The organism is Fodinicurvata sp. EGI_FJ10296 (genome assembly GCF_040712075.1).
Taxonomy (GTDB): Bacteria; Pseudomonadota; Alphaproteobacteria; order DSM-16000; family Inquilinaceae; genus JBFCVL01.
Window position 1 is genome coordinate 1 of record NZ_JBFCVL010000002.1, and the last position, 25394, is coordinate 25394.

Annotated in this window: 17 protein-coding genes, 5 tRNA genes and 1 pseudogene; 7 read left to right on the top strand and 16 right to left on the bottom strand. The window is 59.5% G+C overall.

All coding sequences use genetic code 11. The features are described from left to right. Positions 1 to 361: 361 nt before the first annotated feature. The 12 genes and pseudogenes from ABZ728_RS03405 to ABZ728_RS03460 all read right to left on the bottom strand — a co-directional run. Positions 362 to 784: pseudogene (locus ABZ728_RS03405) on the bottom strand (transposase); the annotation flags it as partial. Positions 785 to 1062: 278 nt separating this feature from the next. Continuing rightward, a tRNA-Asp gene (locus tag ABZ728_RS03410) sits at positions 1063 to 1139 on the bottom strand. Between the two features lie 52 nt (positions 1140 to 1191). After that, a tRNA-Asp gene (locus tag ABZ728_RS03415) sits at positions 1192 to 1268 on the bottom strand. Positions 1269 to 1532: 264 nt separating this feature from the next. Then, positions 1533 to 1608: transfer RNA gene (locus ABZ728_RS03420), tRNA-Val, on the bottom strand. A 215-nt stretch (positions 1609 to 1823) separates the two neighbouring features. Next, positions 1824 to 2096, bottom strand: a complete 273-nt coding sequence (locus ABZ728_RS03425; RefSeq protein WP_366654353.1) for an HU family DNA-binding protein — start codon at positions 2094 to 2096, stop codon at positions 1824 to 1826. 235 nt (positions 2097 to 2331) lie between these two features. Then, on the bottom strand, positions 2332 to 4746 hold the full coding sequence (lon, locus tag ABZ728_RS03430) for an endopeptidase La (RefSeq protein ID WP_366654354.1): 2415 nt from the start codon (positions 4744 to 4746) through the stop codon (positions 2332 to 2334). 345 nt (positions 4747 to 5091) lie between these two features. Continuing rightward, entirely contained in the window at positions 5092 to 6357 is a 1266-nt protein-coding gene (gene clpX / locus ABZ728_RS03435; RefSeq protein WP_366654356.1) for an ATP-dependent Clp protease ATP-binding subunit ClpX, read from the bottom strand. 219 nt (positions 6358 to 6576) lie between these two features. Then, positions 6577 to 7215 carry an ATP-dependent Clp endopeptidase proteolytic subunit ClpP gene (gene clpP, locus ABZ728_RS03440; RefSeq protein WP_366654358.1) on the bottom strand — a complete coding sequence of 213 codons (639 nt, stop codon included), beginning with the start codon at positions 7213 to 7215 and terminating at the stop codon, positions 6577 to 6579. Positions 7216 to 7435: 220 nt separating this feature from the next. Beyond that, positions 7436 to 9025, bottom strand: coding sequence for a trigger factor (gene tig, locus ABZ728_RS03445; RefSeq protein ID WP_366654359.1), 1590 nt, complete (start codon positions 9023 to 9025; stop codon positions 7436 to 7438). A 37-nt stretch (positions 9026 to 9062) separates the two neighbouring features. Beyond that, positions 9063 to 9147: transfer RNA gene (locus tag ABZ728_RS03450), tRNA-Leu, on the bottom strand. A 79-nt stretch (positions 9148 to 9226) separates the two neighbouring features. After that, positions 9227 to 10831 (bottom strand): NAD(P)H-hydrate dehydratase, encoded by a 1605-nt coding sequence (locus ABZ728_RS03455; protein WP_366654360.1) that lies wholly within the window; start codon positions 10829 to 10831, stop codon positions 9227 to 9229. A gap of 145 nt (positions 10832 to 10976) precedes the next feature. Beyond that, a tRNA-His gene (locus ABZ728_RS03460) sits at positions 10977 to 11051 on the bottom strand. 234 nt (positions 11052 to 11285) lie between these two features. On the opposite strand from ABZ728_RS03460, the gene ABZ728_RS03465 reads away from it, so the two are divergent. The 4 genes from ABZ728_RS03465 to ABZ728_RS03480 all read left to right on the top strand — a co-directional run bounded on the left by ABZ728_RS03465 (position 11286) and on the right by ABZ728_RS03480 (position 15099). Further along, on the top strand, positions 11286 to 12488 hold the full coding sequence (locus ABZ728_RS03465; RefSeq protein WP_366654362.1) for a pyridoxal phosphate-dependent aminotransferase: 1203 nt from the start codon (positions 11286 to 11288) through the stop codon (positions 12486 to 12488). A 357-nt stretch (positions 12489 to 12845) separates the two neighbouring features. Further along, a complete protein-coding gene (locus ABZ728_RS03470) occupies positions 12846 to 13184 on the top strand; it encodes a P-II family nitrogen regulator (protein ID WP_366654363.1) in 339 nt (112 codons plus the stop codon). Between the two features lie 124 nt (positions 13185 to 13308). Then, complete coding sequence (glnA, locus tag ABZ728_RS03475) at positions 13309 to 14721, top strand: type I glutamate--ammonia ligase (protein ID WP_366654364.1); 1413 nt, start codon at positions 13309 to 13311, stop codon at positions 14719 to 14721. Positions 14722 to 14916: 195 nt separating this feature from the next. Beyond that, on the top strand, positions 14917 to 15099 hold the full coding sequence (locus tag ABZ728_RS03480; protein ID WP_366654365.1) for a hypothetical protein: 183 nt from the start codon (positions 14917 to 14919) through the stop codon (positions 15097 to 15099). Between the two features lie 206 nt (positions 15100 to 15305). On the opposite strand, the gene ABZ728_RS03485 is transcribed toward ABZ728_RS03480, so the two are convergent. Continuing rightward, positions 15306 to 15725 carry an acyl-CoA thioesterase gene (locus ABZ728_RS03485; protein WP_366654367.1) on the bottom strand — a complete coding sequence of 140 codons (420 nt, stop codon included), beginning with the start codon at positions 15723 to 15725 and terminating at the stop codon, positions 15306 to 15308. A gap of 116 nt (positions 15726 to 15841) precedes the next feature. Between ABZ728_RS03485 and parE the strand changes: the two genes are divergently transcribed. Continuing rightward, the gene (gene parE / locus ABZ728_RS03490) at positions 15842 to 17824 is read left to right on the top strand and encodes a DNA topoisomerase IV subunit B (protein WP_366654368.1); all 1983 of its coding nucleotides are present in this window, start codon (positions 15842 to 15844) and stop codon (positions 17822 to 17824) included. 24 nt (positions 17825 to 17848) lie between these two features. On the opposite strand, the gene ABZ728_RS03495 is transcribed toward parE, so the two are convergent. Together ABZ728_RS03495 and ABZ728_RS03500 are read right to left on the bottom strand one after the other, a co-directional pair. Then, complete coding sequence (locus ABZ728_RS03495) at positions 17849 to 18553, bottom strand: alpha/beta fold hydrolase (protein WP_366654369.1); 705 nt, start codon at positions 18551 to 18553, stop codon at positions 17849 to 17851. After that, positions 18550 to 19098: an isochorismatase family protein gene (locus tag ABZ728_RS03500; protein WP_366654371.1), complete on the bottom strand. Its 549-nt coding sequence runs from the start codon at positions 19096 to 19098 to the stop codon at positions 18550 to 18552. The genes ABZ728_RS03495 and ABZ728_RS03500 overlap by 4 nt, the downstream gene beginning before the upstream one ends. Positions 19099 to 19451: 353 nt before the next feature. Between ABZ728_RS03500 and ABZ728_RS03505 the strand changes: the two genes are divergently transcribed. Both ABZ728_RS03505 and ABZ728_RS03510 read left to right on the top strand, forming a co-directional pair. After that, complete coding sequence (locus ABZ728_RS03505) at positions 19452 to 21146, top strand: DEAD/DEAH box helicase (protein WP_366654373.1); 1695 nt, start codon at positions 19452 to 19454, stop codon at positions 21144 to 21146. A gap of 183 nt (positions 21147 to 21329) precedes the next feature. Further along, positions 21330 to 23633: an LPS assembly protein LptD gene (locus ABZ728_RS03510; RefSeq protein ID WP_366654375.1), complete on the top strand. Its 2304-nt coding sequence runs from the start codon at positions 21330 to 21332 to the stop codon at positions 23631 to 23633. A gap of 98 nt (positions 23634 to 23731) precedes the next feature. On the opposite strand, the gene ABZ728_RS03515 is transcribed toward ABZ728_RS03510, so the two are convergent. Then, a complete protein-coding gene (locus ABZ728_RS03515) occupies positions 23732 to 25228 on the bottom strand; it encodes a CoA-acylating methylmalonate-semialdehyde dehydrogenase (RefSeq protein ID WP_366654376.1) in 1497 nt (498 codons plus the stop codon). Positions 25229 to 25394 lie beyond the last annotated feature (166 nt).

Consider the following 25394-nt stretch of genomic DNA (forward strand, 5'->3'; position numbering starts at 1 on the left):
AGCGTCTCAGCGACGATCCGGGCCTTCACCTCATCCGGCCAGCGCCGGCGTGCCTTACCGGCAACAACCTCACCGCCCGAAGTGAGAAACTCCGTTGAGTGCTCCATGGAGAAACTCCATAACAATCAAGCCTTCCCAACGTCTTCTCACAATACCTCAATCCGGAAAACATGGGCCGCAGGCTCCGCTTACTGCGAAGCTCAGCATGGAGGCCTGCGATCCTCTCGGCCAGCTTGGCGATCTGGTCCAACAGAAGGCGTGCCAGGTCACGCACCGCCGCAGGCAGCATGCCGTCATCTCCGTCGATGATGGCCGCGAGACGCCCGACATGCGCCGGGCCGATTGGCGCAACGATGCCCTACTCGGCCAGATGGGCACGAAGGGCATTGATCGTCTGCGTGCGCTGCCGAACCAGCAGGTCCCTGGTCCGGTAGGCCATCGCCGCCGCCTGCTGCGACTCGCTGTTCACGGCGACGAACCGCATGGTCGGACGCGATGCCGCTTCCGCGATCGCCTCTGCATCCGCCATGTTGTCTTTCTGGCGCTTCACGAACGGCGTCACATAGGCCGGCGGGTTCAGCCGGACCTCGTGGCCGAGATCGCTGATTGCCCGACCCCAATGATGCGCGCTGGCACAAGCCTCCATCGCCACCACGCAAGACGGCTGACCGGCCAGGAGCTTCAGCAGTTGCGCGCGCGATAGTTTGCGGCGGAAGACAATCGATCCATCCAATCCTGCGCCGTGCGCCTGAAACACGTTCTTGGCCAAATCCAGGCCAATGATGCTAACCTCTCCATGGGTTCCCCTCCGTAGCGGTGCTTCAACACCCGCCACCTTGGCACATCGATGCCGCCGGGGGGCGTCCACCCCATTGCTTACATGATACCGTGGGCCGCAGGCACCGATTACAAAAATGTGGAGGTAGAACGTCGTTTACGACTAAACATCTCGACCGGGGGAACTAAACCTGCAGACAATCGACAAGTCGTTCGGCACGAACTTGTCACCCATGTCTTCGGTAGTTCTGTTACCGATGTCTCCGGGTCGGGCAAAGGATACTATGGCGCGAGAGACGGGACTTGAACCCGCGACCTCCGGCGTGACAGGCCGGCACTCTAACCAACTGAGCTACTCCCGCAGCAGGACTCCCCTAATGAGTCCTTATAGTATCCGTTCCGGCTCGGAGTAGATGGCGCGAGAGACGGGACTTGAACCCGCGACCTCCGGCGTGACAGGCCGGCACTCTAACCAACTGAGCTACTCCCGCAATCGCCTCCGAGCGAGGTGGGCAGTGTTTACGCCGGGAGACCCGGTCCTGTCAAGCGCCCAAAGACGTCTCGCTGCTACTAAATTCCATCGAACTCTATGACGCAAAAACGGTTAGGTACTAACCGTTTAGAGACATTTACTAATGTGATATGTCAGGAAATCGGCGGGTCCTGATTGATGGGTCACAACGGCAATCGACCAAAAAAAACGGGCCAATATCTGGCCCGCCTCAATTATTGTAGAGAGTCGTCAATATGGTGATTGGTGGGCGGTGACGGATTTGAACCGCCGACATTCTCGGTGTAAACGAGACGCTCTGCCAGCTGAGCTAACCGCCCCTAGTGTTTGGCCTGCCACCATATAAAGGTTTACGGACTTCAACAAGCCTCGAATCACCTTTCGCTAGCCCTTGGGTTTCAGCAGCCGCCAGAGCTGCAACTGACTGAAACGGTCTCAAAAGAGCTTGCCCGGGTAACCCAGTCGAAACCACTGACCCATTTGCGGCCACCCAGTTCGGCGGCCTCCCGGGAGCTCTCTGTCCGGTCTGGTTTGTTTAGTTCAGTGAATCTTTCAGCACCTTGCCGGCCTTGAACTTGGGCTGACGAGACGCCGGGATCGCGATTTTTTCCCCAGTACGGGGGTTGCGGCCCTCAGTCGCGGCCCTTTCGGCCACCGCAAAGGTACCAAACCCAATCAACCGCACTTCATCGCCACCTTTGAGAGCCGAAGTTATACCGTCAAACACAGCGTCGACAGCAGAACCGGCATCGGCTTTGGACAACCCGGTAGCTTCGGAAACATGAGAAACGAGGTCTTGCTTATTCACAATTAGCCCCCTGTCGAAAAGCCAAGAAAAACAAAGAAGTTTAGTAAGAATTGTCAGCAATCTACTTGCCGACAATTTACCATGACTCGTCCAGCCCTAGCGACTGGTGACGGGAAGTTTAGGCACATGAGTTCCTCCCGGTCAACGCATTCAATGACTGAACCCTAGGGAATTTGCGGGTTCCACGTTCGATGCGCAACCGGGAGGATTCCCTTTCGCAGAATCGCCTCTCGTATCAGTGGCGCAGTACACCTGGCTTCTGATCATCGTCTCCGACAGCGGCGACCGGTTCAATGTCCGCAGGCTCGATCCATTCGATCGGTTCCAGAGGGCGGACAAGTGCTGCTTTCAGTACGTCGTCGACCGACGATACGGGAATTATCTCAAGCCCGGATTTGACGTTTTCCGGTATCTCGACAAGGTCTTTCTCGTTGTCCTTCGGAATCAGGACCGTCTTAAGTCCGCCTCGTAGCGCCGCAAGAAGCTTCTCTTTCAAGCCCCCAATCGGCAGGACGCGGCCGCGCAGTGTAATCTCTCCGGTCATCGCCAGATCTTTGCGAACCGCAATGCCCGTGAGGACCGACACGATCGACGTCACCATTGCCACTCCCGCGCTGGGCCCATCCTTTGGGGTCGCGCCTTCGGGAATATGGACGTGGATGTCTTTCTTGCCGAAGATGGTCGGCTTGATGCCGAAGTCGATGCTACGAGACTTAACATAGCTCTCGGCGGCCTGAACCGATTCCTTCATGACATCGCCGAGTTTGCCAGTGGTCACAGCGCGCCCTCGGCCCGGTACTGTCACGGCCTCAATCGACAACAGCTCGCCGCCAACTTCAGTCCACGCCAATCCGGTCGTTACGCCAACGAGATCTTCGAGTTCCGATTCGCCGTAGCGGTATTTTTGCACACCCGCATAGTCCGAAAGGTTATCGGGCGTGATTGTGATCGACGTCACCTCACCCTTGCTCGTCAGGATCTCCTTGACGGCTTTACGCGTAAGATTTGCAATCTCACGCTCAAGATTACGCACGCCGGCTTCTCGCGTGTAGTAGCGGATCAGATCGCGAAGACCTTCGTCCGTTATCGCCCACTCACCATTCTTAAGGCCGTTGGCCTTGAGCTGCTTGCTGATGAGGTGACGCTTCGCGATTTCAATCTTCTCGTCCTCGGTATAACCGGGGATCCGGATTACCTCCATTCGGTCCAGCAGAGGCTGCGGAAGCTGCAGGCTGTTGGCCGTGCAGATGAACATCACGTCCGAAAGATCATAGTCGACCTCGAGATAGTGGTCATTGAACGTGCTGTTCTGTTCCGGGTCCAAAACCTCCAGCAGGGCCGAAGAAGGATCACCTCGGTAGTCCGCGCCCAGCTTGTCGACCTCATCCAGAAGGAACAGGGGATTGGACGTTTTCGCCTTTTTCATCGACTGGATGACCTTGCCCGGCATGGAGCCGATATAGGTCCGGCGGTGTCCTCTGATCTCGGCCTCGTCGCGAACGCCGCCCAGCGACATTCTCACGAAATTTCGACCTGTCGAGCGCGCAATGGATCGACCCAATGACGTTTTGCCGACGCCGGGGGGACCGACCAGACAAAGAATTGGACCTTTGACCTTGGTCATGCGTTGCTGCACCGCCAGGTACTCCAGAATCCGCTCTTTGACCTTCTCGAGTCCGAAGTGATCCTCGTTGAGCACCTGCTCTGCGAGGGTTACATCCTTCTTGATCTTCGACCGCTTGCGCCACGGAATGGAAACCATCCAATCAAGATAGTTCCTAACGACGGTAGCCTCGGCGGACATCGGGCTCATATTTCGTAGCTTGCGCAGTTCCGCTGTCGCCTTATCGCGGGCTTCCTTCGAGAACTTTGTCTTGGCGAGACGATCCTCGAGCTCCTGAAGCTCGTCGCGGCCGTCTTCACCCTCCCCGAGCTCCTTCTGAATGGCCTTGAGCTGCTCGTTCAGATAATACTCGCGCTGCGTTTTTTCCATCTGCCGCTTAACGCGGGAGCGGATCCTTTTTTCAACCTGGAGGACGCCGATTTCGCCTTCCATGAACCCGTATACGCGCTCCAGCCGCTCACCGATGCTCGGCGTTTCGAGCAGCTCCTGTTTCTCGGGAATCTTCAGCGACAGGTGAGACGCTATCGTATCCGCGAGTTTACCGGGCTCCTCGATCTGATTGACCGATACCAGCACCTCCGGCGGGATCTTTTTATTCAGCTTGATATACTGCTCGAACTGCGAAACCGCCGCGCGTCCAAGGGCCTCCAATTCCTGCGGGCTTGCCGCGTCATCGGGGATCGGATCGGCCTCTGCCTGAAAGAACGATTCGTTGTCGGTGAACCGCGTCACCCGCGCTCGTTGCCCACCCTCGACCAGAACCTTTACGGTCCCGTCCGGCAGTTTGAGCAATTGAAGAACGGTTCCGATAGTCCCGATCTCGAATATTTCGTCTGGTTTGGGATCGTCCTGGGATGCGTTCTTCTGGGTGACCAGAAGAATCTGCTTGTCGTCGCGCATGACATCCTCAAGCGCCCGCACCGATTTTTCGCGACCGACGAACAGCGGCACGATCATGTGCGGAAAAACAACGATATCCCTTAGCGGGAGAACGGGGTACAGCGCACCGCGCTTTACGTCCAACATCTGCATATGCCTCATGATATCAAGGCGGGAACAAGGAGGCCCGACGACCTCTGAAAAGAGGCGGACGCCGGCAATTCTCACAACACCAATTCTCGCCGACGATTGCTAACGCTTATTGAACGTGGCCTCGCCAAGTCTGCGGATCAAGAGACAGGGCCGTTTCATGCATGATATTTCCAACGACCACATACCATGGGGCTGTAAATGTCAGTGTATACACCCAACATCAAAGCCTCCGATAGCCAACACGGTCAAGAAATGGTGAAGGGGCAAGCTCAGATCTTCTGAACCGCCCCTTTCCGCTCGTTTGGCTTTGACCTCTCGTATATCTCAAACGATCGTCACTCACGCACTGGGTACCGCGCCGCCTCGCTTCTCGGCGTAGATCATGAGCGGCTTGCTGCGTCCCTCGACGACTTCGGCGTTAATGACGATCTCTTCAACGCCATCCAGGCCCGGGAGGTCGAACATCGGTTCGAGCAAAATTCCCTCAAGTATCGACCGCAACCCACGAGCACCTGTTTTGCGAGCAATCGCTTTCTGAGCCACACTTTTCAGTGCATCCTCAGAAAAAGAAAGCTTGACCTCCTCCATCTCGAACAGCTTCTGATACTGTTTGATTAATGCGTTCTTAGGCTCCGTCAGGATCTCGATCAGGGCCGGCTCATCCAGATCATTGAGTGTAGCGATAATGGGCACCCGACCGACGAATTCGGGGATCAATCCGAACTTCAGAAGATCCTCCGGCTCGATTTCCCTCAGGATATCACCGGTCCGGCGATCTTCCGGACGGTCGACATTCGCGCCGAAGCCAATGGACGACTTCCGGCCCCGTTGGGCGATGATCTTTTCCAATCCGGCAAATGCACCGCCGACGATGAAGAGGATGTTCGTCGTATCGACCTGAAGGAATTCCTGCTGCGGGTGCTTGCGACCGCCCTGAGGCGGAACCGAAGCAACCGTGCCCTCCATGATCTTCAGCAGGGCCTGCTGAACGCCCTCACCCGACACGTCCCGAGTGATTGACGGATTGTCCGACTTCCGGCTGATTTTATCGACTTCGTCGATATAGACGATCCCGCGCTGAGCCCGTTCGACATTGTAATCCGCCGACTGCAGCAGCTTCAGTATGATGTTCTCGACATCCTCGCCGACATAACCAGCCTCAGTCAAAGTCGTTGCATCGGCCATGGTGAACGGGACATCGAGGATGCGCGCCAAGGTCTGCGCCAAGAGCGTTTTGCCACATCCTGTTGGCCCGATCAGAAGGATGTTGGATTTGGCCAGTTCGACCTCTCCTCCCTTCTGTCCATGCGCCAACCGCTTGTAATGGTTGTGAACAGCGACCGACATAACACGCTTCGCGTGCTCCTGTCCAATGACATAGTCATCAAGGACGGTATGGATGTCTCTCGGTGTCGGGACGCCGTCGCGATTTTTCACGAGGGTCGTCTTGTTCTCTTCGCGGATGATATCCATGCACAGTTCGACGCATTCATCACAGATGAATACAGTCGGACCGGCGATGAGCTTGCGAACCTCGTGCTGGCTCTTTCCGCAGAAAGAGCAGTACAGGGTGTTCTTTGCGTCTCCGCTGGAAGATTTGCTCATAAAAGCCCCAATTGGCCAGTCCTGGACCCGATCATGTCGTCAGGAACCGATATCGGGCCACTCCACACCTGTTCCCCACCTAAATGGGTACGCATTCACACCAAGCAATCGATGACACGACGCTCGTGCCCCGCGGCGCCCCCCGCCGACGCCCGGTCGATACCCATTGAACATAAGGGATCGCATCGGTTCAAGGCTTAGTTACAGTGAGCGGACGCTTTACCCGGAAAGCGGCCCGACCTCCGGCCCTGGACGTTTCTCGATAACTTCATCAACGATACCGAATTCCGCCGCCTCGGTCGCCGACATGAACTTGTCGCGATCCACAGATGCTTCAATCGATTCAAGCGATTGTCCCGTATGCTTCTGATAAATCTCATTGAGGCGACGGCGAATCTTGAGAATCTCCCGCGCCTGAATTTCGATATCCGAAGCCTGACCCTGCGCGCCGCCGGATGGCTGGTGAACCATGATCCTGCTGTTCGGCAGAGCATATCGCTTGCCCTTTGCACCGGCCGCCAAGAGCATCGATCCCATCGACGCCGCCTGACCGACGCACACGGTCGAGATTTCCGGTCTAATAAACTGCATCGTATCGTAAATTGCCAGTCCGGCTGTCACGACGCCGCCCGGGCTGTTGATATAAAGCGATATATCCTTGCTCGGGTTTTCCGACTCCAGAAAGAGCAACTGCGCGCAAATCAGACTCGCGACATTGTCGTTCACCGGCCCGATCAGGAAGATGATGTTCTCTTTGAGAAGCCGCGAATAGATGTCGAACGACCGCTCTCCCCGGTTGGTCTGCTCGATGACCATCGGGACAAGGGTGTTCATCCTTGGATCTTCAAATTCGGCCATTACCGTCCTCAGGTCTGCGTTCGATGGTGCGACTTTGGTCTTGGTCCGGACGCTGCGCCGGCCACTGCCAGTGAGACCATCGCGCACCGGATGCTCTTCAACAAGAGCCTCCCGACCGTGTCGCCCAGCCTTAGATGGCATCGTCGGCGCGCAGCAACAACCTCTCGCGCAAAATGCGGAAAATGGCCCCGGCAATCGACCGGGGCCACGGGACCAGTAGCTACGCCTTGGCCTCTTCCGTTTTCTGCTCCGGATCCGCGTTCTCGCCCGTGTCAATCTCGTCGGGGTCCCGCATCAGTTCCTCGATGCTCACCGTCTTTTCATCGACGGAGACCTTGGAAATGATGTGATCGACGACTTTGTCCTCGAGAATCGGCGCGCGCAGATTTTCGATCGCCTGAGGGTTCTTCTGGAAGAAATCGATCACTTCCCGTTCCTGTCCAGGGTAGCGACGCGCCTCGCTCAGAAGCGCCTGATTGAGTTCTTCCTGGGTCACCTGGATGCTCTCGGCCTTCCCGACTTCAGCCAGCAGCAGTCCCAGCCTCACGCGGCGCTCGGCGATCTGCGTATATTCGTCGCGCAGCTGCTCTTCGGGTTTGTCCTTGTCCGGATCATTGGGATCCGGGTTCTTCATCGCCTCTTCGACCTGGCGCCAGATGGAATCGAATTCCAGTTTGACCATGCCGGGCGGAACTTCGAAAGAATGACGCTCAGCCAGAATATCCAGCAGCTGCCGCTTCATCCGCGCCTTGCTTTGCTGGTCGTATTCGTTGGCCGTGCGTTTGCGTATGGCATCCTTCAGGCCATCGAGATCATCGAAGCCCAGCCCCTTGGCAAATTCGTCATCGATCACCGTTTCCTTCGGCGCCCGGACTTCTTTGACAGTGACTTCGAAGGAAACCGACTTGCCGCGGAAATCCTCGGCCGGGTAATCTTCCGGAAAGGTGATATCTACGGTTTTGGTTTCGCCCGCGGAAGCACCGACCAGCTGATCCTCGAATCCCGGGATCATGCGACCCGACCCGAGATCGAGTGCGAAATCCTCACTTGCCAGTTCGGAGCGCTTTTCGCCGTCCATCTCGCCCTCGAAGTCGATCAGGATCTGATCGCCATCGGCCGACGGGCGCGCTTCGTCGACTGCCTCGTAGGATTTTTGATTCTCGGCCAGGCGCTTGAGAGCCTCGTCGACGGTCTCGTCCGACACTTCCGCAACCGGCTTTTCAATAGAAATGTCGGAGACGTCTGGCGGCTGAATGTCAGGAAGTGCCTCGACCTTCAGGTTGATTTCCAGGTCCTTGCCGTCATCGAAGCTGGCGATATCGATCTCGGGTTTCAGCGCGGGTCGAATACCCTGGTCGGAAATGGCTTCCTGAGAGCTTTCATTGACCAAGCCCTCCACCACTTCGCCCATAACGGATTTCCGATACCGCTTGCGAAGAATCGACATCGGCACCTTACCGGGACGAAAGCCTGGAAGGCGGATATCCTTTTGGATTTCGCTCAGTCGCGTATCAACCCGTTGCTCGATGTCACCCGCCGGAATGATGACTTTCAATTCCCGGCGAAGCCCTTCGGCGTTGGTCTCGGTTACCTGCATCTCAAAAGCTTGCCTGTTTCGTTGCCGCCTATCGCCCCGGACCCCCCTGGTCCGACGCGTTGGTGTTTGAACGTGTAAACCATGGCGGGTCAAGAAATAACGACTCACCGCCGCATGGCAACACGCCTGTTCGGTGTGGCAGCAAGCGACGACAGCCCCTTCGCCACGTTGAACGTGGCTACGCGACTGACAGTCGTCAGTTGCCGAGGTCATCCGCGCATTTGCGAATTTGACCGGACGCCGAAATATTTGGTGCGGGCGGAGGGACTTGAACCCCCACGGCCAAAGCCACCAGGACCTAAACCTGACGCGTCTACCAGTTCCGCCACGCCCGCATGCGCGAACCTGCCGCGCCTATTCCGGTGGAGGTGATAGCACAGCTTCATAGCCGCAAACAGTCCAAAAACCGTCCCGTCACCACGCCGGCATCATGCCTGCGAACGTCCGGCGTCCAGCGGTCGGACCAAGTCGAAGAATATCAGCGATCGCGGCCGGCAAATCCTCGGCGACGAGGCCGACTCCCAGGCGTTTCGCCGCCTCGCCGTGTAGCCATACGCTCATTCGAGCCGCATCAAACGGCGGCTTTCCCGCGGCAATCAATGCGCCGATGAGACCTGAAAGAACATCGCCCGTTCCGGCGGTGGCCAGCGAAGCGGGTCCGTCGACGCTGACCGCGGCACGACCGTCGGGGGCGGCGATCACGGTGTCTCCGCCCTTCAGTACCACGACGGCGCCGGTCGCCCGCGCTGCCGCACGCGCGGATGATAACTTGTCCGTATCGTTGCCGGCCAGGTCTGGAAAAAGGCGGGCAAACTCACCGCTATGTGGCGTCAGAACAAGGCGATGCCCCTTCGGTGATTTCGGCAGGCCGGCAGCCCCATCCGTCGGCAGGTCGGGCGCCGGCAGGTCGGGCGCCGGCGAGAATGCCGTAAGGCCGTCGGCGTCCAGCACCAGTCCCGCTCCGGTGGAGAGCCAGTCGCGTGCCCGGCCTCTCAACCTCTCTGCCGCGGCGGCATCGCCCACTCCCGCACCCGGCCCGATGACGGCGGCCATGTGATCCGGACGCCCGACAGCGGCCGACATCGCCGATTCCCAGCCACCGCCCCCTGGGCGGAGTACGAGTCCCGGTTCGACGGCGCAAATGCCGTCAACGCCCTCACCCGCCAATGTTACGTAGCCGGCCAGACGCCGGGCGGCCGCCGCCGCCAGTCTGGCCGCACCAATCATCTCACCGCCCAGAACGACGACGTGGCCACGGCTGTATTTGTGGTCCTGGATTGTCGGCGCTGGAATCACGCCGTCCCATGCCGCCGGCCTGTTAATATGCGCCGTCGGCGCAATGACGTGCAGCACGGTGGGATCGATGCCGATGTCGACGAGATCGGTGCGGCCGCAGATCGACCGTCCAGGCTGGAGGCAGTGACCGGGCTTCAGCCGGAAAAATGTGACAGTCACATCCGCTGGAACGGCTCGCCCCTCGTCTCCTCCCCTTATCCGACCCGTCGTTCCGTCCAGCCCGCTGGGAACGTCAACGGCGACGATACGCCCCCCCCTTTGGCGCAACCGCGCGAGCAGCATGGCCGGCGCCCCGTTGAAGGGCCTGGACAGACCGGCGCCGAACAGGGCGTCGACGACCACGGCCGGCGTTCGTTGATCGTTTGCCATGGTTCGGCACCAGGAATCGTCGATGATCTCCAGGGGGCCGTTCCAATCGGCGAATGCCGTTGCCGCATCACCGGAAAGGCGGCCTGGATCTCCAAGCAGCGCAACGCTCACGGACCACCCGCGACGTGCCAGAAACGTGGCCGCGACAAAGCCGTCACCGCCGTTGTTTCCAGGCCCACAGAGGACAAGGACCGGCCCCGGGGGCGCTGACAGACGCCCGACGGCATCCGAGACGGCTCGGCCGGCCCGACGCATGAGCACATGGCCCGGCGTTCCGGCAGTGATGGCGCGAGCGTCGGCCGCGCCCATTTCCGCGGCGGTCAACAGCTCCACTGGCCACTCGGCGTTGTTCATCGCGCGGTCCCCTTCCGACCTGCTGAATCTACGCACAAATGTATACCAAGGGCGTTGGCGCGGACAGCCGCCTTCTCATGGACCTGCCCAAGATACGCTGCGGGCACGTCCTGCTATATCTATTCAGATTGCATAAAGGGGAAAATGGGGCGACCGATGGGGTTCGAACCCACGACATCTCGGACCACAACCGAGTGCTCTACCGCTGAGCTACGATCGCCATAACACTGCCGTGATCGGCAGGCGCGGTGGATATGGACGATCCATCGCTGCCCGTCAAGCCCAACGCCACAACTTTTTCCGCGCCTGCCGCCACCCGGCTCGATCAGACCAAGGCCCAGCAGAGGGCATGGACTCGTTTGGACGCTTGAACCGCAGCCATGAAATGCGGAAGGCTGTCATACAGTCAAATGATGCCGAAGCGGCGCAAACCAGCTGAAGGGGAACAGGACGAATGCCCAGCACCAGCGATACGGCCCCAGCATCGATCAGGCCGGCGGACGCGATGTCCCGCCTTGGAACCGAGACGGCCTTTCAGGTGCTCGCCCGCGCCGCCGCCATGGAGCGCGATGGCCGATCGATCATTAATCTTGGCATTGGCCAGCCAGACTTCAAAACAGCCGACCACATCGTCGAAGCTGCAGCACAAGCTCTTCGGGACGGCCATCATGGGTATACGCCGGCTCGTGGTATCCAGCCGCTTCGTGAAGCCGTCGCCGCAGATCTGCAAGGCCGTCACGGCGTCGACGTGTCGCCGGAGCGAGTCGTGATCGTGCCCGGCGGCAAGGTGACAATGTGGTTCGCCATTCTGATGTTCGGTCAGCCGGGCGCCGAAATCATCTATCCTGATCCCGGATTCCCGATCTATGGCTCAGTTATCCGCTACACGGGCGCGACGCCGGTCGCATACCCGCTTCTGCAGGAAAAGGGCTTTGCCTTCGATCCGGATGCCATCCTGGCATCGATTACCCCGGCTACCAGGCTGCTGATCGTCAACAGTCCCGCCAACCCCACCGGCGGGGTCGTGCCGCCGGAAGCCATGGATCGGCTCGTGGCTGGCCTTGCAAAGCATCCGCATGTGGCGGTCATGAGTGATGAGATATACAGCCGGATGCTCTATCCGCCGCACGCGCATCGCAGCCTGCTCAGCTATCCGGAACTTGAGGACCGGCTGATTCTGCTCGATGGCTGGTCGAAGACCTATGCGATGACCGGCTGGCGCCTCGGATTCGGCGTTTGGCCATCGGCACTGATCGACCTTGCCGACAGGCTTGCCGTCAACAGTCATTCATGCGTCAACGCTGCTGCCCAGATGGCGGCCATCGCCGCTCTGACCGGACCTCAGGATGCCGTAGACGAAATGCTGCAAGCGTTCACGTCGCGCCGCCGCGTCGTCGTAGACGGACTGAATAGTATCCCCGGCTTTCGCTGCGTTGAGCCCGGCGGCGCCTTCTATGCGTTCCCTGATATCACGGCAACCGGTCTGGATGCCCGCACGATGCAAGACCGACTTCTGACCGAAGCCGGCGTGGCAACGGTTGCCGGAACCAGTTTCGGCGGAAACGGCGAGGGTTTCATCCGGCTATCCTACGCAAACAGCATCGAAGCCATCGAGGAAGCTCTGCAGCGCGTCAATAAATTCGTCGGCACGCTGTGACCGCCCCCCACTCACGCCCGGCGAAGTATCGGCCGAGATGGAGAGACGCCAACCGGTTGAAATCTGGAGGATGAGGGTCTATTGTGCCTATAAAATAGGCAAAATGCCGATTTTCTGAGCGGTCGGCAAGGGTGCACAGTCAGCAGGCCGAATTCGATAGGCCGACTATCGCACTCATTGTACAAAGTTTGGGAGCAAGTGGAGACGCTTGGTCCTGACATGCTTTCGATCGGTGCGGTTGGCACACTAATTGCTCCACTCGGCACCATGCTCTTATCCTCGGGGTCGAGTTCCCGGGGGCCGTCATTCCGGGGCAGCGATATTGTCCGGGCGACGTCAGACAACAGGCGAGAGGCGATGAAGAAAGTCGAAGCGATCATCAAACCGTTCAAGCTGGACGAGGTTAAGGAAGCGCTCCACGACGTTGGAATCATGGGCATTACCGTGACCGAGGCGAAGGGGTTCGGACGGCAGAAGGGTCACACCGAACTCTATCGTGGGGCCGAATATGTCGTCGACTTCCTGCCCAAGGTGAAGATTGAGGTAATCATGGAAGATTCCATGGTCGAGAGGGCCGTGGAAGCGATCCAGCAAGCGGCCCATACCGGCCGCATCGGCGATGGCAAGATCTTCATTTCGCCGATCGATGACGTCATCCGGATCCGTACCGGGGAAAAGGGCGCAGACGCGGTCTAACAAGCCGTTAGAGGTATCAGTCTCAGTAATCAGTCAAGGGCGGGTATCGGGAAACGATCTCTCCGCGTAAGAGACCCAATCCGGGTACGCAAAGCCGACACGGAAAAACCACAGGAAACAGGAAATGTCCGAAGCGATTTCGAAAGTCTTCGACCTGATCAAGGAACACGACGTCAAATACGTCGACCTCCGCTTTACCGATCCAAGGGGCAAGTGGCAGCATACCGCCCAGCATGTCAGTACGATCGACGAGGACGTCTTCACCGACGGATTCATGTTCGACGGATCGTCCATCAACGGCTGGAAGGACATCAACGAGTCGGACATGTCGCTGATTCCCGACGCGTCATCCGCCGTCATGGATCCGTTCTCGGCGCAACCCAGCCTGATTCTGTTCTGCGACGTCTACGAGCCATCCACCGGTCAGTCGTATAACCGCGATCCGCGCTCGGTGGCGAAGAAGGCGCAGGACTACATGGCGTCTCTGGGGATCGGCGACCGCGCCGTGTTCGGCGCCGAGGCGGAGTTCTTCGTTTTTGACGACGTTCGCTTCGAGCAGTCCATGCACCAGGGCTACTATCATCTTGAAAGTAGCGAGATTCCATCGGCTTCCGGCAAGGTGTTTCCCGAAGGCAACATGGGACACCGCCCCTACATCAAGGGCGGCTATTTCCCGATTCCACCCGTCGACAGCGGCGCCGATCTCCGTGCGGAAATGCTGTCGGTGATGGGAGAAATGGGTCTGGTGATCGAGAAGCACCACCACGAGGTGGCGCCGGCCCAGCACGAACTCGGCACGAAATTCGGTACGCTGGTCGAGCATGCCGACCAGATGCAGATTTATAAATACTGCGTCCACATGGTGGCCCAGGCCTATGGTAAGACCGCGACGTTCATGCCGAAGCCGGTCAAGGGCGACAACGGCTCGGGGATGCATGTTCACCAGTCGATCTGGAAAGAGGGCCAACCGACATTTGCCGGATCCGGCTATGCAGATCTTTCCGAGACCGCCCTTTATTATATCGGCGGCATCATCAAACACGCAAAGGCGCTGAACGCCTTTACCAACCCGTCGACCAACAGCTACAAGCGCCTCGTCCCCGGCTTCGAAGCGCCCGTGTTGCTTGCCTATTCCTCGCGGAACCGGTCGGCTTCCTGCCGTATTCCCTATGCGACCAGCCCGAAGGGCAAGCGGGTGGAAATCCGGTTCCCGGATCCGACGGCGAATCCCTATCTGGCCTTCTCGGCGATGCTGATGGCCGGGCTTGACGGCATCCAGAACAAGATCCATCCAGGCGACCCGATGGACAAGAACCTCTACGATCTTCCCGCAGAGGAACTGAAGGACATTCCGACAGTCTCCGGCTCGCTGCGGGAAGCACTGACCGAGCTCGAAAAGGATCACGAGTTCCTGACCAAGGGCGATGTCTTTACCAGCGACATGATCGAAGGCTACCTCGATCTGAAATGGGAAGAGGTCTATAACTTCGAACACACGCCGCACCCGATCGAATTCCAGATGTATTTCTCCGTCTGATTACGTCGGTATCGACTGCTCAATCCGCGTCCCGGGACCACCGGGGCGCGGATTTTTTGTGTCCGCCATCACCACGCGCGTTGCGTGACGTAGCCACATGGGCCCTGCCCCTTTAGTGCTTGAGGTCGCCCGTGATCCGCGCAATGGTCCGCTTGAGCAGAACAAAGCTGAGATGCCCGCATGAGCAGAGACGACATGAAAACAAACTCACACGATCAGCAGCAACCAAAACCGCCCGGAAAGCCGGGCCAGTGGAGATTGTTCGCAGTCTGGGCCCTGATATTCGGTATCGGAATCGGCTTTTTCGCGGGCTATGTCATCGGAGTCGATGTCGGCAAGGATTCCATCACGATGCTCGACGCCGAACCGACGCCCTGAATGTCCCGCTGACGACGTTCTCGTTCTGTTGACATCACTGCGTCGTTCCCTTAGTGTTCTATTTAGAACAGGAAGGGAACATAACGATGTCGGATCAGGAACTCGCGAATCGGTTCGCTTGCGAGACCGCAACGGTGCTCGTCTTTCTCGGATCGCTGATGGCGGTTCTGTTCGTTCTTCCGCCCGGTGCCTGACCAAACGGGGGTTCAGCCGCTTTTGGCGGGAAGAGCGCGGGAGCGCCGGTCGTCCCCTATGGCGACATAGGTGAACATCCCCTCGGTCACCTGTACGAGGTTCTGGCCGCCGCGCCGCCGGGCATAGGTCTGCACCTTGATCCGCATCGACGTCCGACCTTCGTTTTCGAGCGAGGCATAGCAACTGACAAGGTCGCCGACGAATACCGGCTGCATGAATGTCATCGCGTCGATGGCGACCGTGGCAACCCGGCCTCCGGCGCGCTCGTAAGCGATGACGCTGCCGGCGATGTCCATTTGCGACAGCAACCATCCGCCGAAGATATCGCCGTTCGGATTCGTGTCGGCCGGCATGGCTATGGTTCGTAATGCGACCTCGCCAGCCGGCGGAGCCGCCACTTCCAAACGCGCCGTTTCAAGATCGCTGGTCATGATCGTCCCTTTTCATCGGCGATTAACGATGTCTGCCACAGCGTATCAACTCTTTCACCACCGCTGCTAATGCTATATCCGACACGGCTATGACGAAGAGCGATCGAGCAGACCCCATGAACGACGACCTGTTCCAGCCACAAGACGGCACGACCGGCAATTACGGTGCCCAGGACATCGAGGTCCTGGAGGGTCTGGAGCCCGTCCGCCGCCGGCCGGGCATGTATATCGGGGGTACCGACGACCGCGCACTCCACCACCTCGTCGCCGAGGTGCTGGACAACGCGATGGACGAGGCCGTTGCCGGCCATGCGACATGGATCGAGATGGCCATGCAGGAGGACGGATCCGTCACCGTTCGGGACAACGGGCGTGGCATTCCGGTCGACGACCATCCGAAGTTCCCCGGCGTCTCGGCGCTGCAGGTGATCATGACCACCCTTCATTCCGGCGGCAAATTCTCCAACAAGGTATACGCCACCTCGGGAGGCCTGCATGGTGTCGGGCTGTCGGTCGTCAATGCCCTGTCCAGTCGTCTGACGGTCGAGGTTGCTCGGGATCGGACCCTCTGGGCACAGGAGTATTCGCAAGGCGCGCCCCTCGGCGCACTGGAGAATCGCGGCCATACCCAGAATCGTCGCGGGACGGCGATAACATTTCTGCCCGATCCCGAGATATTCGGCGATGCCGCCCGATTGCGGGCGGATCGGCTGTTTCGCATGGCCCGGTCAAAGGCCTATCTCTATCGCGGCGTCGAGCTGCGCTGGACATGCCCGCCATCGCTGATTGCACCGGATACTGGCGTGCCGGAAGATGCGGTACTGCATTTTCCGAACGGGCTCGCGGATTTCCTTGCGACGGCATTGGACGGGCGGGAAACGACAACGCAGGCGTCATTCGCAGGCGTGGCCAAATTGGCCGATGCCGGCGCACGGGTGGAATGGGCGATTGCCTGGCCGGAGGATGACGAAGGCTTCGTTCATTCCTATTGCAACACGGTGCCGACCGCCCAGGGCGGCACTCACGAGGTCGGGCTGCGCAACGGTCTGCTGAAAAGCATCAAGGCCCACGCGGATATGGCCGGCAACAAGCGTGGTGCGTCGGTCACGGCCGAAGACATAACAGCCGGCGCCGCAATCCTGTTGTCCGTGTTCATTTCCAATCCGCAATTCCAGGGGCAGACCAAGGAAAAACTGGCCACTCCGGAAGCGACCAGGATTGTAGAGACAGCCATCAAGGACCGTTTCGACCATTGGCTGTCCGCCGACACGGCATCCGCCTCAAAGCTGCTGGAACGCTTCGTGGAGCGGGCTGACGAGCGGGCGCGGCGGCGCAAGGAACGGGAAACGACACGGAAAACCGCGACGCGCAAGACAAGATTGCCCGGCAAGCTGTCCGACTGCTCCCGCACCGATCGCCGCAATACAGAAGTATTTCTGGTCGAGGGCGATAGCGCCGGCGGCTCCGCCAAAGCCGCACGGGATCGACAGACTCAGGCCGTCCTTCCCTTGCGCGGCAAAATCCTGAATGTCGCCAGCGCGTCCGCCGACAAGATGTCCGGCAACCAGGAGATCAGTGACCTGGTTCAGGCGTTGGGCTGCGGCACCCGGCGCGACTACGACGGCGCCCGGCTGCGCTACGACCGCGTCATCATCATGACTGACGCCGATGTCGATGGCGCTCACATCGCCTCGCTGCTGATGACGTTCTTTTACAAGGAAATGCGGGGACTGATCAGCGACGGCCGACTCTTCCTGGCCCAGCCTCCGCTGTACCGCCTGCAGGCCGGCGGCACATCGGTCTATTGCCGGGACGATGCCCATAAGGACGAGGTCATGCGCACGACCTTCAAGGGCCGGTCGAAAGTTGAAATCAGCCGATTCAAAGGACTGGGTGAAATGCCGCCCGCCCAGCTCCGCGACACGACGATGGATCCGGCCAAGCGCCAACTGTGGCAGGTGACGATCCCGGATCGTGCGGAGCCCGAAGAAAGTGCCGCCACCGCCGGGCTGGTCGAACAGTTGATGGGCCGCAAGCCCGAGTTACGCTTCCGCTATATCCAGGAACACGCCCCCTCGGTGCGCGATCTCGACGTTTGATCCGGACTCTAAGCCGGCACCGGCCTATCTGTTAAGCAGCCAATCGCGCATGAGGGCGGTGGTCGCCTGGGGTCGCTCCATCGACGACAGGTGGCCGCAATCCTCGATGACGACCAACCGCCCGCGCGGCAGCAAAGATGCGCTTTCCTCTGATATCTCCAGGGGCGTTATGGCATCCTGACGGCCGCAGACGACCAATGTCGGACAGGATATCCCCTCCAGGGTGTCGCGGCTGTCGCGCCGGTTCATAATGGCGGTCTGCTGACGGGCAAACGCATCCCTGCCCACGGCTTCGGCCATTGCCATGATCTCGTCGACCAGGGGCGAATCCGACAACCGGTCCTCGTGCACCAGAAGCGGCAAAAGCTGCGGCGTCACGCCCTTGAAGCGGCCGGTCTCGGCAAGCTTAAGCAGCGAGCGACGGCGTTGCTGCTGTTCGGCCGTATCAGGCCGAGCCGAAGTATCGAGCAAAGCGAGCCTTTCCACGCGCTCGGGAGCCTGGCGCATGATTTCCAGCGCTACATAGCCGCCCATTGACAACCCGGCGAGCGAAAAACTCTCCGGTGCGCCATCCAGCACTCCCGCCGCCATGGTGGCAATACTGTCACCGCCTGTCAGGTCTGCGACATGGCAATCGGCGGCATCCGCCAGGTGGCGGCACTGATGGGCGAAAAGGCGGGCGTTGCAAAGGAGGCCGGGCAATAGCACGAGTTGGGGCTTGTCAGTCACTTGATTACCTTGATGATGTCTCGAAAAATGTCGGTTCCCGCCCGGCGCATCCATTCGAAGAGGACCATTTCCGTCGTCACGATATCGATACCCGCGCGGTCCATGCGCATCATCGCCCGCCGCCGGTCGCTCTCGCGCCGCGACCCGCACGCGTCTTCGACGATGATCGGCCGACACCCCTCCATCGACGCGAGACCGAATGCCGTCTGCAGTACACAGACGTGACTTTCGGTGCCGCAAACGACGATGTCCGGTCGGCCATGACTGTCGAGCGCGGCGCGGAGTTCCGGTTCGGCCGTGGCATCGAACGACCTTTTCGAGATCGTTGTCGCGTTTCCGATGCTAGAACGGATCGCGGTAACCGTCGCGCCGAGGCCTTCGGGATACTGTTCGGTGACGATAATCGGAATCTGAAGACGTTGCGCACCGAGAACCAGCTTCACGACCGACGAAACCACACGATCCAGGCCGTCGATTGCCGGAGCCAGACGTTCCTGAATGTCTACAATCACAATGACCGATCGTTCGGCGCTCAGCAGAGGCATGCGGCATTCCCGGCCGGTTCTGACCAACACCGGATAGCATTCCTCCGAAAGCCCGTCCACAATGTACCTCACTACCCCATGCCCAATGACTTCGGCATTGCAGCACCGATCTCCACAATTCCGGCTCCCCGATGATGGCCAGGCGCAGCAGCGTCGCGGCCATCGTCATTGACACCGGCAATAGCCATCTTCATAAGGACTCGCGACAACAGAGGCGGTGCCGGACGCAGCAACTGACCCTCTTCGGGCCACGAGCGTCCACACGACGATCCTTCCAGCCGCACGGCGCGCAAATGGCGTTACGTCGCGACGGGCCGAAGCCGTTAAGATCGAGAGGTAAGATACTCAAGGACATGCGTTTTGCGGATCTGGGGCTGAAGCCCGAAATACTCCGCGCCATCGAGGAAGTCGGCTATACGACGCCGACACCCATTCAGGCGCAAGCGATTCCGATCGTGCTGCAGCAGCGCGACATACTCGGTGTTGCTCAAACCGGAACCGGAAAGACGGCCGGTTTCACTCTCCCCATGATCGAAATACTGGCCAATGGTCGCGCCAGAGCAAGAATGCCACGATCGGTAATCCTGGAGCCGACTCGGGAACTGGCCGCTCAGGTCGCCGAAAATTTCGAACTCTACGGGAAATACGAGAAACTGTCCTATGCGCTGCTGATCGGCGGCGAGAGCCTCGACGACCAGATCAAGAAGCTCGATCGGGGTGTCGATGTCCTGATCGCGACTCCCGGACGGCTTCTTGACCTCTACAAGCGCGGCAAAGTGCTGCTGCCGGACGTCAAGATCCTCGTCATCGACGAAGCCGACCGCATGCTCGATATGGGCTTCATTCCGGATATCGAGGAAATCGTCTCGCATCTGCCGCCGATCCGCCAGACCCTGCTTTTTTCGGCGACCATGCCGAAGGAAATCCGTCGTCTGGCCGAACGCTTTCTGAGCAACCCCAAGCAGATCTCGGTCGAGCGCACGATCGCACCGGCGGCAAGCGTCGTTCAGCATGTCGCTTTCGTTGACAAGGCGGACAAGCGGGCCGCTCTGCGATCGATCCTTCGACAGGAAGACGTGCGCAACGCGTTGATATTCTGTAACCGCAAACGCGATGTGACCACCGTGTGCCGGTCGTTGAAAAAGCACGGTTTTGATGCCGGCGAGCTCCACGGCGATATGGCCCAGTCCGCACGCACTGAAACGCTTGAGAGGTTCAAGAACGACGAGGTCAAGCTGCTTGTATGCAGCGACGTCGCAGCGCGCGGTATCGACATTTCCGACCTGAGCCATGTCTTCAACTTCGATGTTCCGACATCCTCCGACGACTATATTCACCGCATCGGTCGAACCGGGCGCGCAGGCAAGAGCGGCCGGGCCTACAGTCTGGCGACGATCGAAGACGCCAAATACATCGCGAGCATCAGTAACCTGGAAGGCATCAGTCTGACCGCCGTCTCGGTACCCGACGTCGATACCGTGGCTGAAGATATCGAGACGTTCCTGTCGATGGCCTCTGATGACAGACATGGGGGCAAGAAGGGGCGTGGCCGTGCTTCCACCCCCGCAAGCGGCCGCGGGCAGCGCCGCGGCGCTGATGCCCAACCTGAGGCCAAACCTGAAAGCAGGAGCCGCAAAGACGCCGAAACTCAGGCGACGCCGGCGGATGCGGTTGATGCAGCGTCAGAGCAACCAGTTGACCAGCCAGAAACCCGGCAGGCTCCGACCGTCGACAGCGACTCGTCCAAACCTGCCGGCCGCAAGCGTTCCGGCCGAGGTCGATCGGGTCGGACCTCAAATGGTTCGGCCGATGCTCGAAAGTCCGAGCCGCGCGGCGGTGCCGAACCGGCAAGCGACAAGCAACGCATATCCGCCGCCGAGCAGCATGCCGATCCATCGGCCCAGGACGACGGTGCCGAGACCACTGGCGGCGCGGTTCGCCAGACCCGGCGACGCGACGAGGACGATTCCGTTGTCGGCATGGGGGATCATGTGCCGGCATTCCTTTTGCGGCCCGTCCCCAAGCTGAACAAGAAGGCCGGGAGCTGATTTTTCCCGGCCTGACCTTTGACTGTCCTGATTTATCCCGGGTCTGCGATCACCGGAGCAACAGTTGCTTTACGGCACGACCACGATGTTGACTTCGGCCAGCGCCCGGTAAATGGTCATGAAGCAGCCGGCGTTTCAGCGACTGCAGATAAGCGTCTCAACAGAATTTACGGACCTGCCTGAATGACGTACCGCGGTTGGTTTCTCACAACCACAGTTCTGGCGGCACTGGCCTTGTGGCCGGACACCGGACCCGCGCTCGCAGACACGGCGGGCGGCGATGACGACGGTATCGACGACCGCTCAGAGATTTCATCCGGCGCCAATGGCACCTCAGGTCCTCCGTATTCCGAAACCGCGCAGTTGGACACCGGGGAAGAGGAAGAGGCACCGGAAGAGCCGCTTCTGCTCGAAGCCGACGATTTGACCGTCGATGAAACGCTGGAACTGGTGATCCTGACCGGCTCCGTCCGCCTCGCAAGAGAGGGACGCATCGTTCTCGCCGACCGGGTAACCTACAACAGCCGGACCGAAGTCGTAACCGCTACCGGCAATGTCGTCATCATCGAAGAGTCCGGCGATACCTATTTTGCCGATTATGCCGAACTTGAAGATGGCCTTGCCGAGGGGTTCATCGACCGTGTCGGTGGCCTCCTGATAGACGATAGCCGCGTTGCTGCACGACGCGGAATCCGCCGCGCAGACGGATCCGTCACGATGGAGGACGGCATCTATTCGCCGTGTCTGCCGTGCGCGCAGAACCCGGACCGGCCATTAATCTGGCAGTTGCGCGCTTCCGAAGTCGAACACGATGCCGAATCGATGGACATTATCTTTCGGAACGTGTTCTTCGACGTATTCGGCATTCCCATTCTGTACACGCCCTATTTCTCGACGCCGGACCCGCGAGTCCGAAGCAGAACCGGCTGGTTGACGCCCTCGTTCGGTTCTACGTCCACGCTCGGTCAATTCATCGATCTCCGATACTTTGTGGATATCGCCCCGGAACAGGATGCCACGCTGAGAGCACGCCCGACTGGCGAACGCGGTGTGTTGCTGAGTGGAGAATACCGGCGCCGCTTCGAGTCCGGGCGTATCGAGATCGATGCCTCGGCGAACCAGAGCGAAGTGCTGGAAGGCGGAGATGAGGAATTCCGCGGTCATGTTTTCGCGCAAGGTCGCTACGATATCGACGAGAACTGGCGCATCTCCGGTGAACTCAACCGGACGACGGACGATACCTATCTGGAAGATTTCGACATTTCGGATCTGGATGTTCTGGAAAGCAATATCCAGGCCGAGGGTTTCCACGGGTTGAACTATCATACGGCCGAAGTTCTTTCGTTCCAGGACCTTCGCGGCAATGTCGAAGACGAGCCGATCATTCTGCCGTGGATGCGTTCGTCGATTGTCAGTGAACCAGCGCGCTACTTCGGCGGACAATTGTTTGCCGATTCGGAATTGCTCTATCTCCGCCGACCTGGCGAGGGGCGCCGATCGCCGCTGGAAGGGATCGGCACGTTCCGCGCATCGACGGATATCGGATGGCGACGAACGATATATACGCCCATCGGTGTGGTTGCGGATGTAGAACTTGCAAATCAGGCCAGTTTCTGGGCCACCCAGGACCTGCTCGATGATAACGGTCAGGTTGCTGGAGAAACGAGCGATGATACCCAGGCATTCCTGACAGTTCCTCGACTTCACGCCAGTGCCCGCTATCCTTTTGTCAGGCACGGTGAAACCTTTACCCAGGTTGTCGAGCCGATTGTGGCGGCTACGATCGCTCCGAGCTTCACCAGTTCGGATTTCGAAGATATTCCGCGCAACGATAGCGCGGCGCCGGAACTGGACGAAATATCCATTTTCAGGCCCAACAGGTTTGCGGGAATTGACCGATACGACGGCGGCTCGCGTCTGACGGTTGGTGGTCGATATTCGATCGATGACGGGAGCGGGCGATCAGCGAGCATCCTTCTGGCACAGAGCTTTCGGGCCGAAGCGTCGGACTTGTTCGACCCGGCGACCGGGCTCGCCGACGCGACTTCGGACATCGTCGGCCGTGTCGACGCGTCTGCCGGCCGATGGCTCGATCTCAATTATCGATTCAGGCTCGACGACGAGACGTTTGAAGCGAAACGTCACGAACTGACGGCGACGTCGAGATTGGGGCCACTGGGCCTCATGGGCCGATATACCTATCTGTCCGACGTGGCGGAACGGCAGCGCGAAGAACTGCTGCTCAGCGGATCGGCGCCGCTCTACGGCGGCTGGTCGACCCGTGGGCTATACAGGATCGACCTGGAGGCCGACGCCGTGACGACATGGCAAGCCGGTCTGCGCTACACCTGCGAGTGTATCGTTCTCGACATCGCCTATCAGGAGCAGCCTCAGCGGGACAATCGATCGATCCTGCTCAGGGTGTCTCTCGCCAATCTGGGTGATATCGGCTTCGACTTCGGATTTGACGCGGCCGAGAATGAGTAGCCTGCGGACAACTGCATGTCCGCTTCACGTTACCGGCCGCTGCCGGCAGGCCTGTATCAGGCTGCCGGCAGCAAATCGGATTACCCTTCCGCCTGTTCTCAGCGCATGACCGGCATCGTGAATTGCGCGCCTTCGGCCATCGTCGTGGGCCAACGACTGGTCATGGTCTTGAGTTTCGTGAAGAAGCGTACCCCTTCCATTCCGTAGATCCCATGATCGCCAAACGCGGAATTTTTCCAGCCACCAAAGCTGTGGAACGCCATCGGCACGGGTATCGGCACATTGATACCGACCATGCCGATATTGCATTTGTTGGCGAATGTCCGCGCGGCGTCACCGCTGTTGGTGAAGATCGACGTTCCGTTGCCGTACTGATGGTTGTTCACCAGTTCGAGCGCCGCGGCAAAATCCGGAACGCGGACGACGCTAAGGACGGGACCGAAGATCTCTTCCTGGTAGATCCGCATATCCGGCCGGACATGATCGAAGAGACAGCCGCCAATGAAGAAACCATCCTCGTAGCCCTGCAGCTTCAGATCACGGCCGTCAACAACCAGATCGGCGCCCTCGTCCACCCCCAGGTCGACATAGCCCCGCACCTTGTTCAGATGCTCGCGCGTAATCAAAGGCCCCATTTCGGCCTCGGAATCAGTGCCGGGCGCTACCTTCAGTTCCCGCACCTTGGGACCCAGACGGTCGACGAGCGCATCGGCGCTGTCGCCAACGGCCACGGCGACGGAAATCGCCATGCAACGTTCGCCCGCAGAGCCATACCCGGCTCCCATCAGCCCATCCACCGCCTTGTCGAGATCGGCATCCGGCATGACGACCATATGATTCTTCGCACCGCAAAGCGCCTGTACGCGCTTTCCATTTCCGCAACCGGTTTTGTAGACGTACTCTCCGACCGCCGTTGATCCGACAAAACTTATGGCATTGACGCCCGGGTTGGTCAGAAGCGTGTCGACCGCTTCCTTGTCGCCGTTAACGACATTCAGGACGCCATCCGGGGCGCCCGCTTCCTTGAGCAGTTCAGCCAGCCGCATTGCCGCGCTCGGATCCTTTTCCGAGGGCTTGAGGATGAACGTATTGCCGCAGGCGATCGCGATGGAGAACATCCACAGCGGCACCATGACGGGAAAATTGAAGGGTGTTATGCCGGCACAGACGCCGACCGGCTGGCGAACCGAATAGCTGTCCACACCGCGGCCGACATTCTCGGTATAATCGCCGCGCAGCAGATGTGGTATGCCGCACGCGAATTCGACGACTTCCAGCCCACGTTGACACGAACCGCGCGCATCCGACAGCACCTTGCCATGCTCGTCGGTGACGATAGCGGCGAGTTCGTCAATATGGGTTTCTATCAGTTCCTTGAATTTGAACATCACGCGAGCCCGCTGGAGCGGCGGCGTCTCGGCCCATTTCGGCAGCGCCGTGCGGGCGGATTCGATCGCGGCGGAGACCTCGTCGGCCGACGCCAAGGCAACCTTGCGGGCAACTTCGCCAGTCGCGGGATTGAAAACGTCGCCGAATCGGCCGCTTTGCCCCTTTGTCATTTGCCCGTTGATGAAGTGATCGACCGTAGCGACCATGCTATCCTCCGTTGTCGCAGCACAAACGGCTGCTTGAAAAACGCGGTATCAAACCGTATCAAGCCGTTACGACACTCGACAATACGGCTGATACCATTTTGCCATACGTATCTACCGGCTAAAGCAGACACCCCCGGACCCAATATCTACGCCTTTCCATCATGAG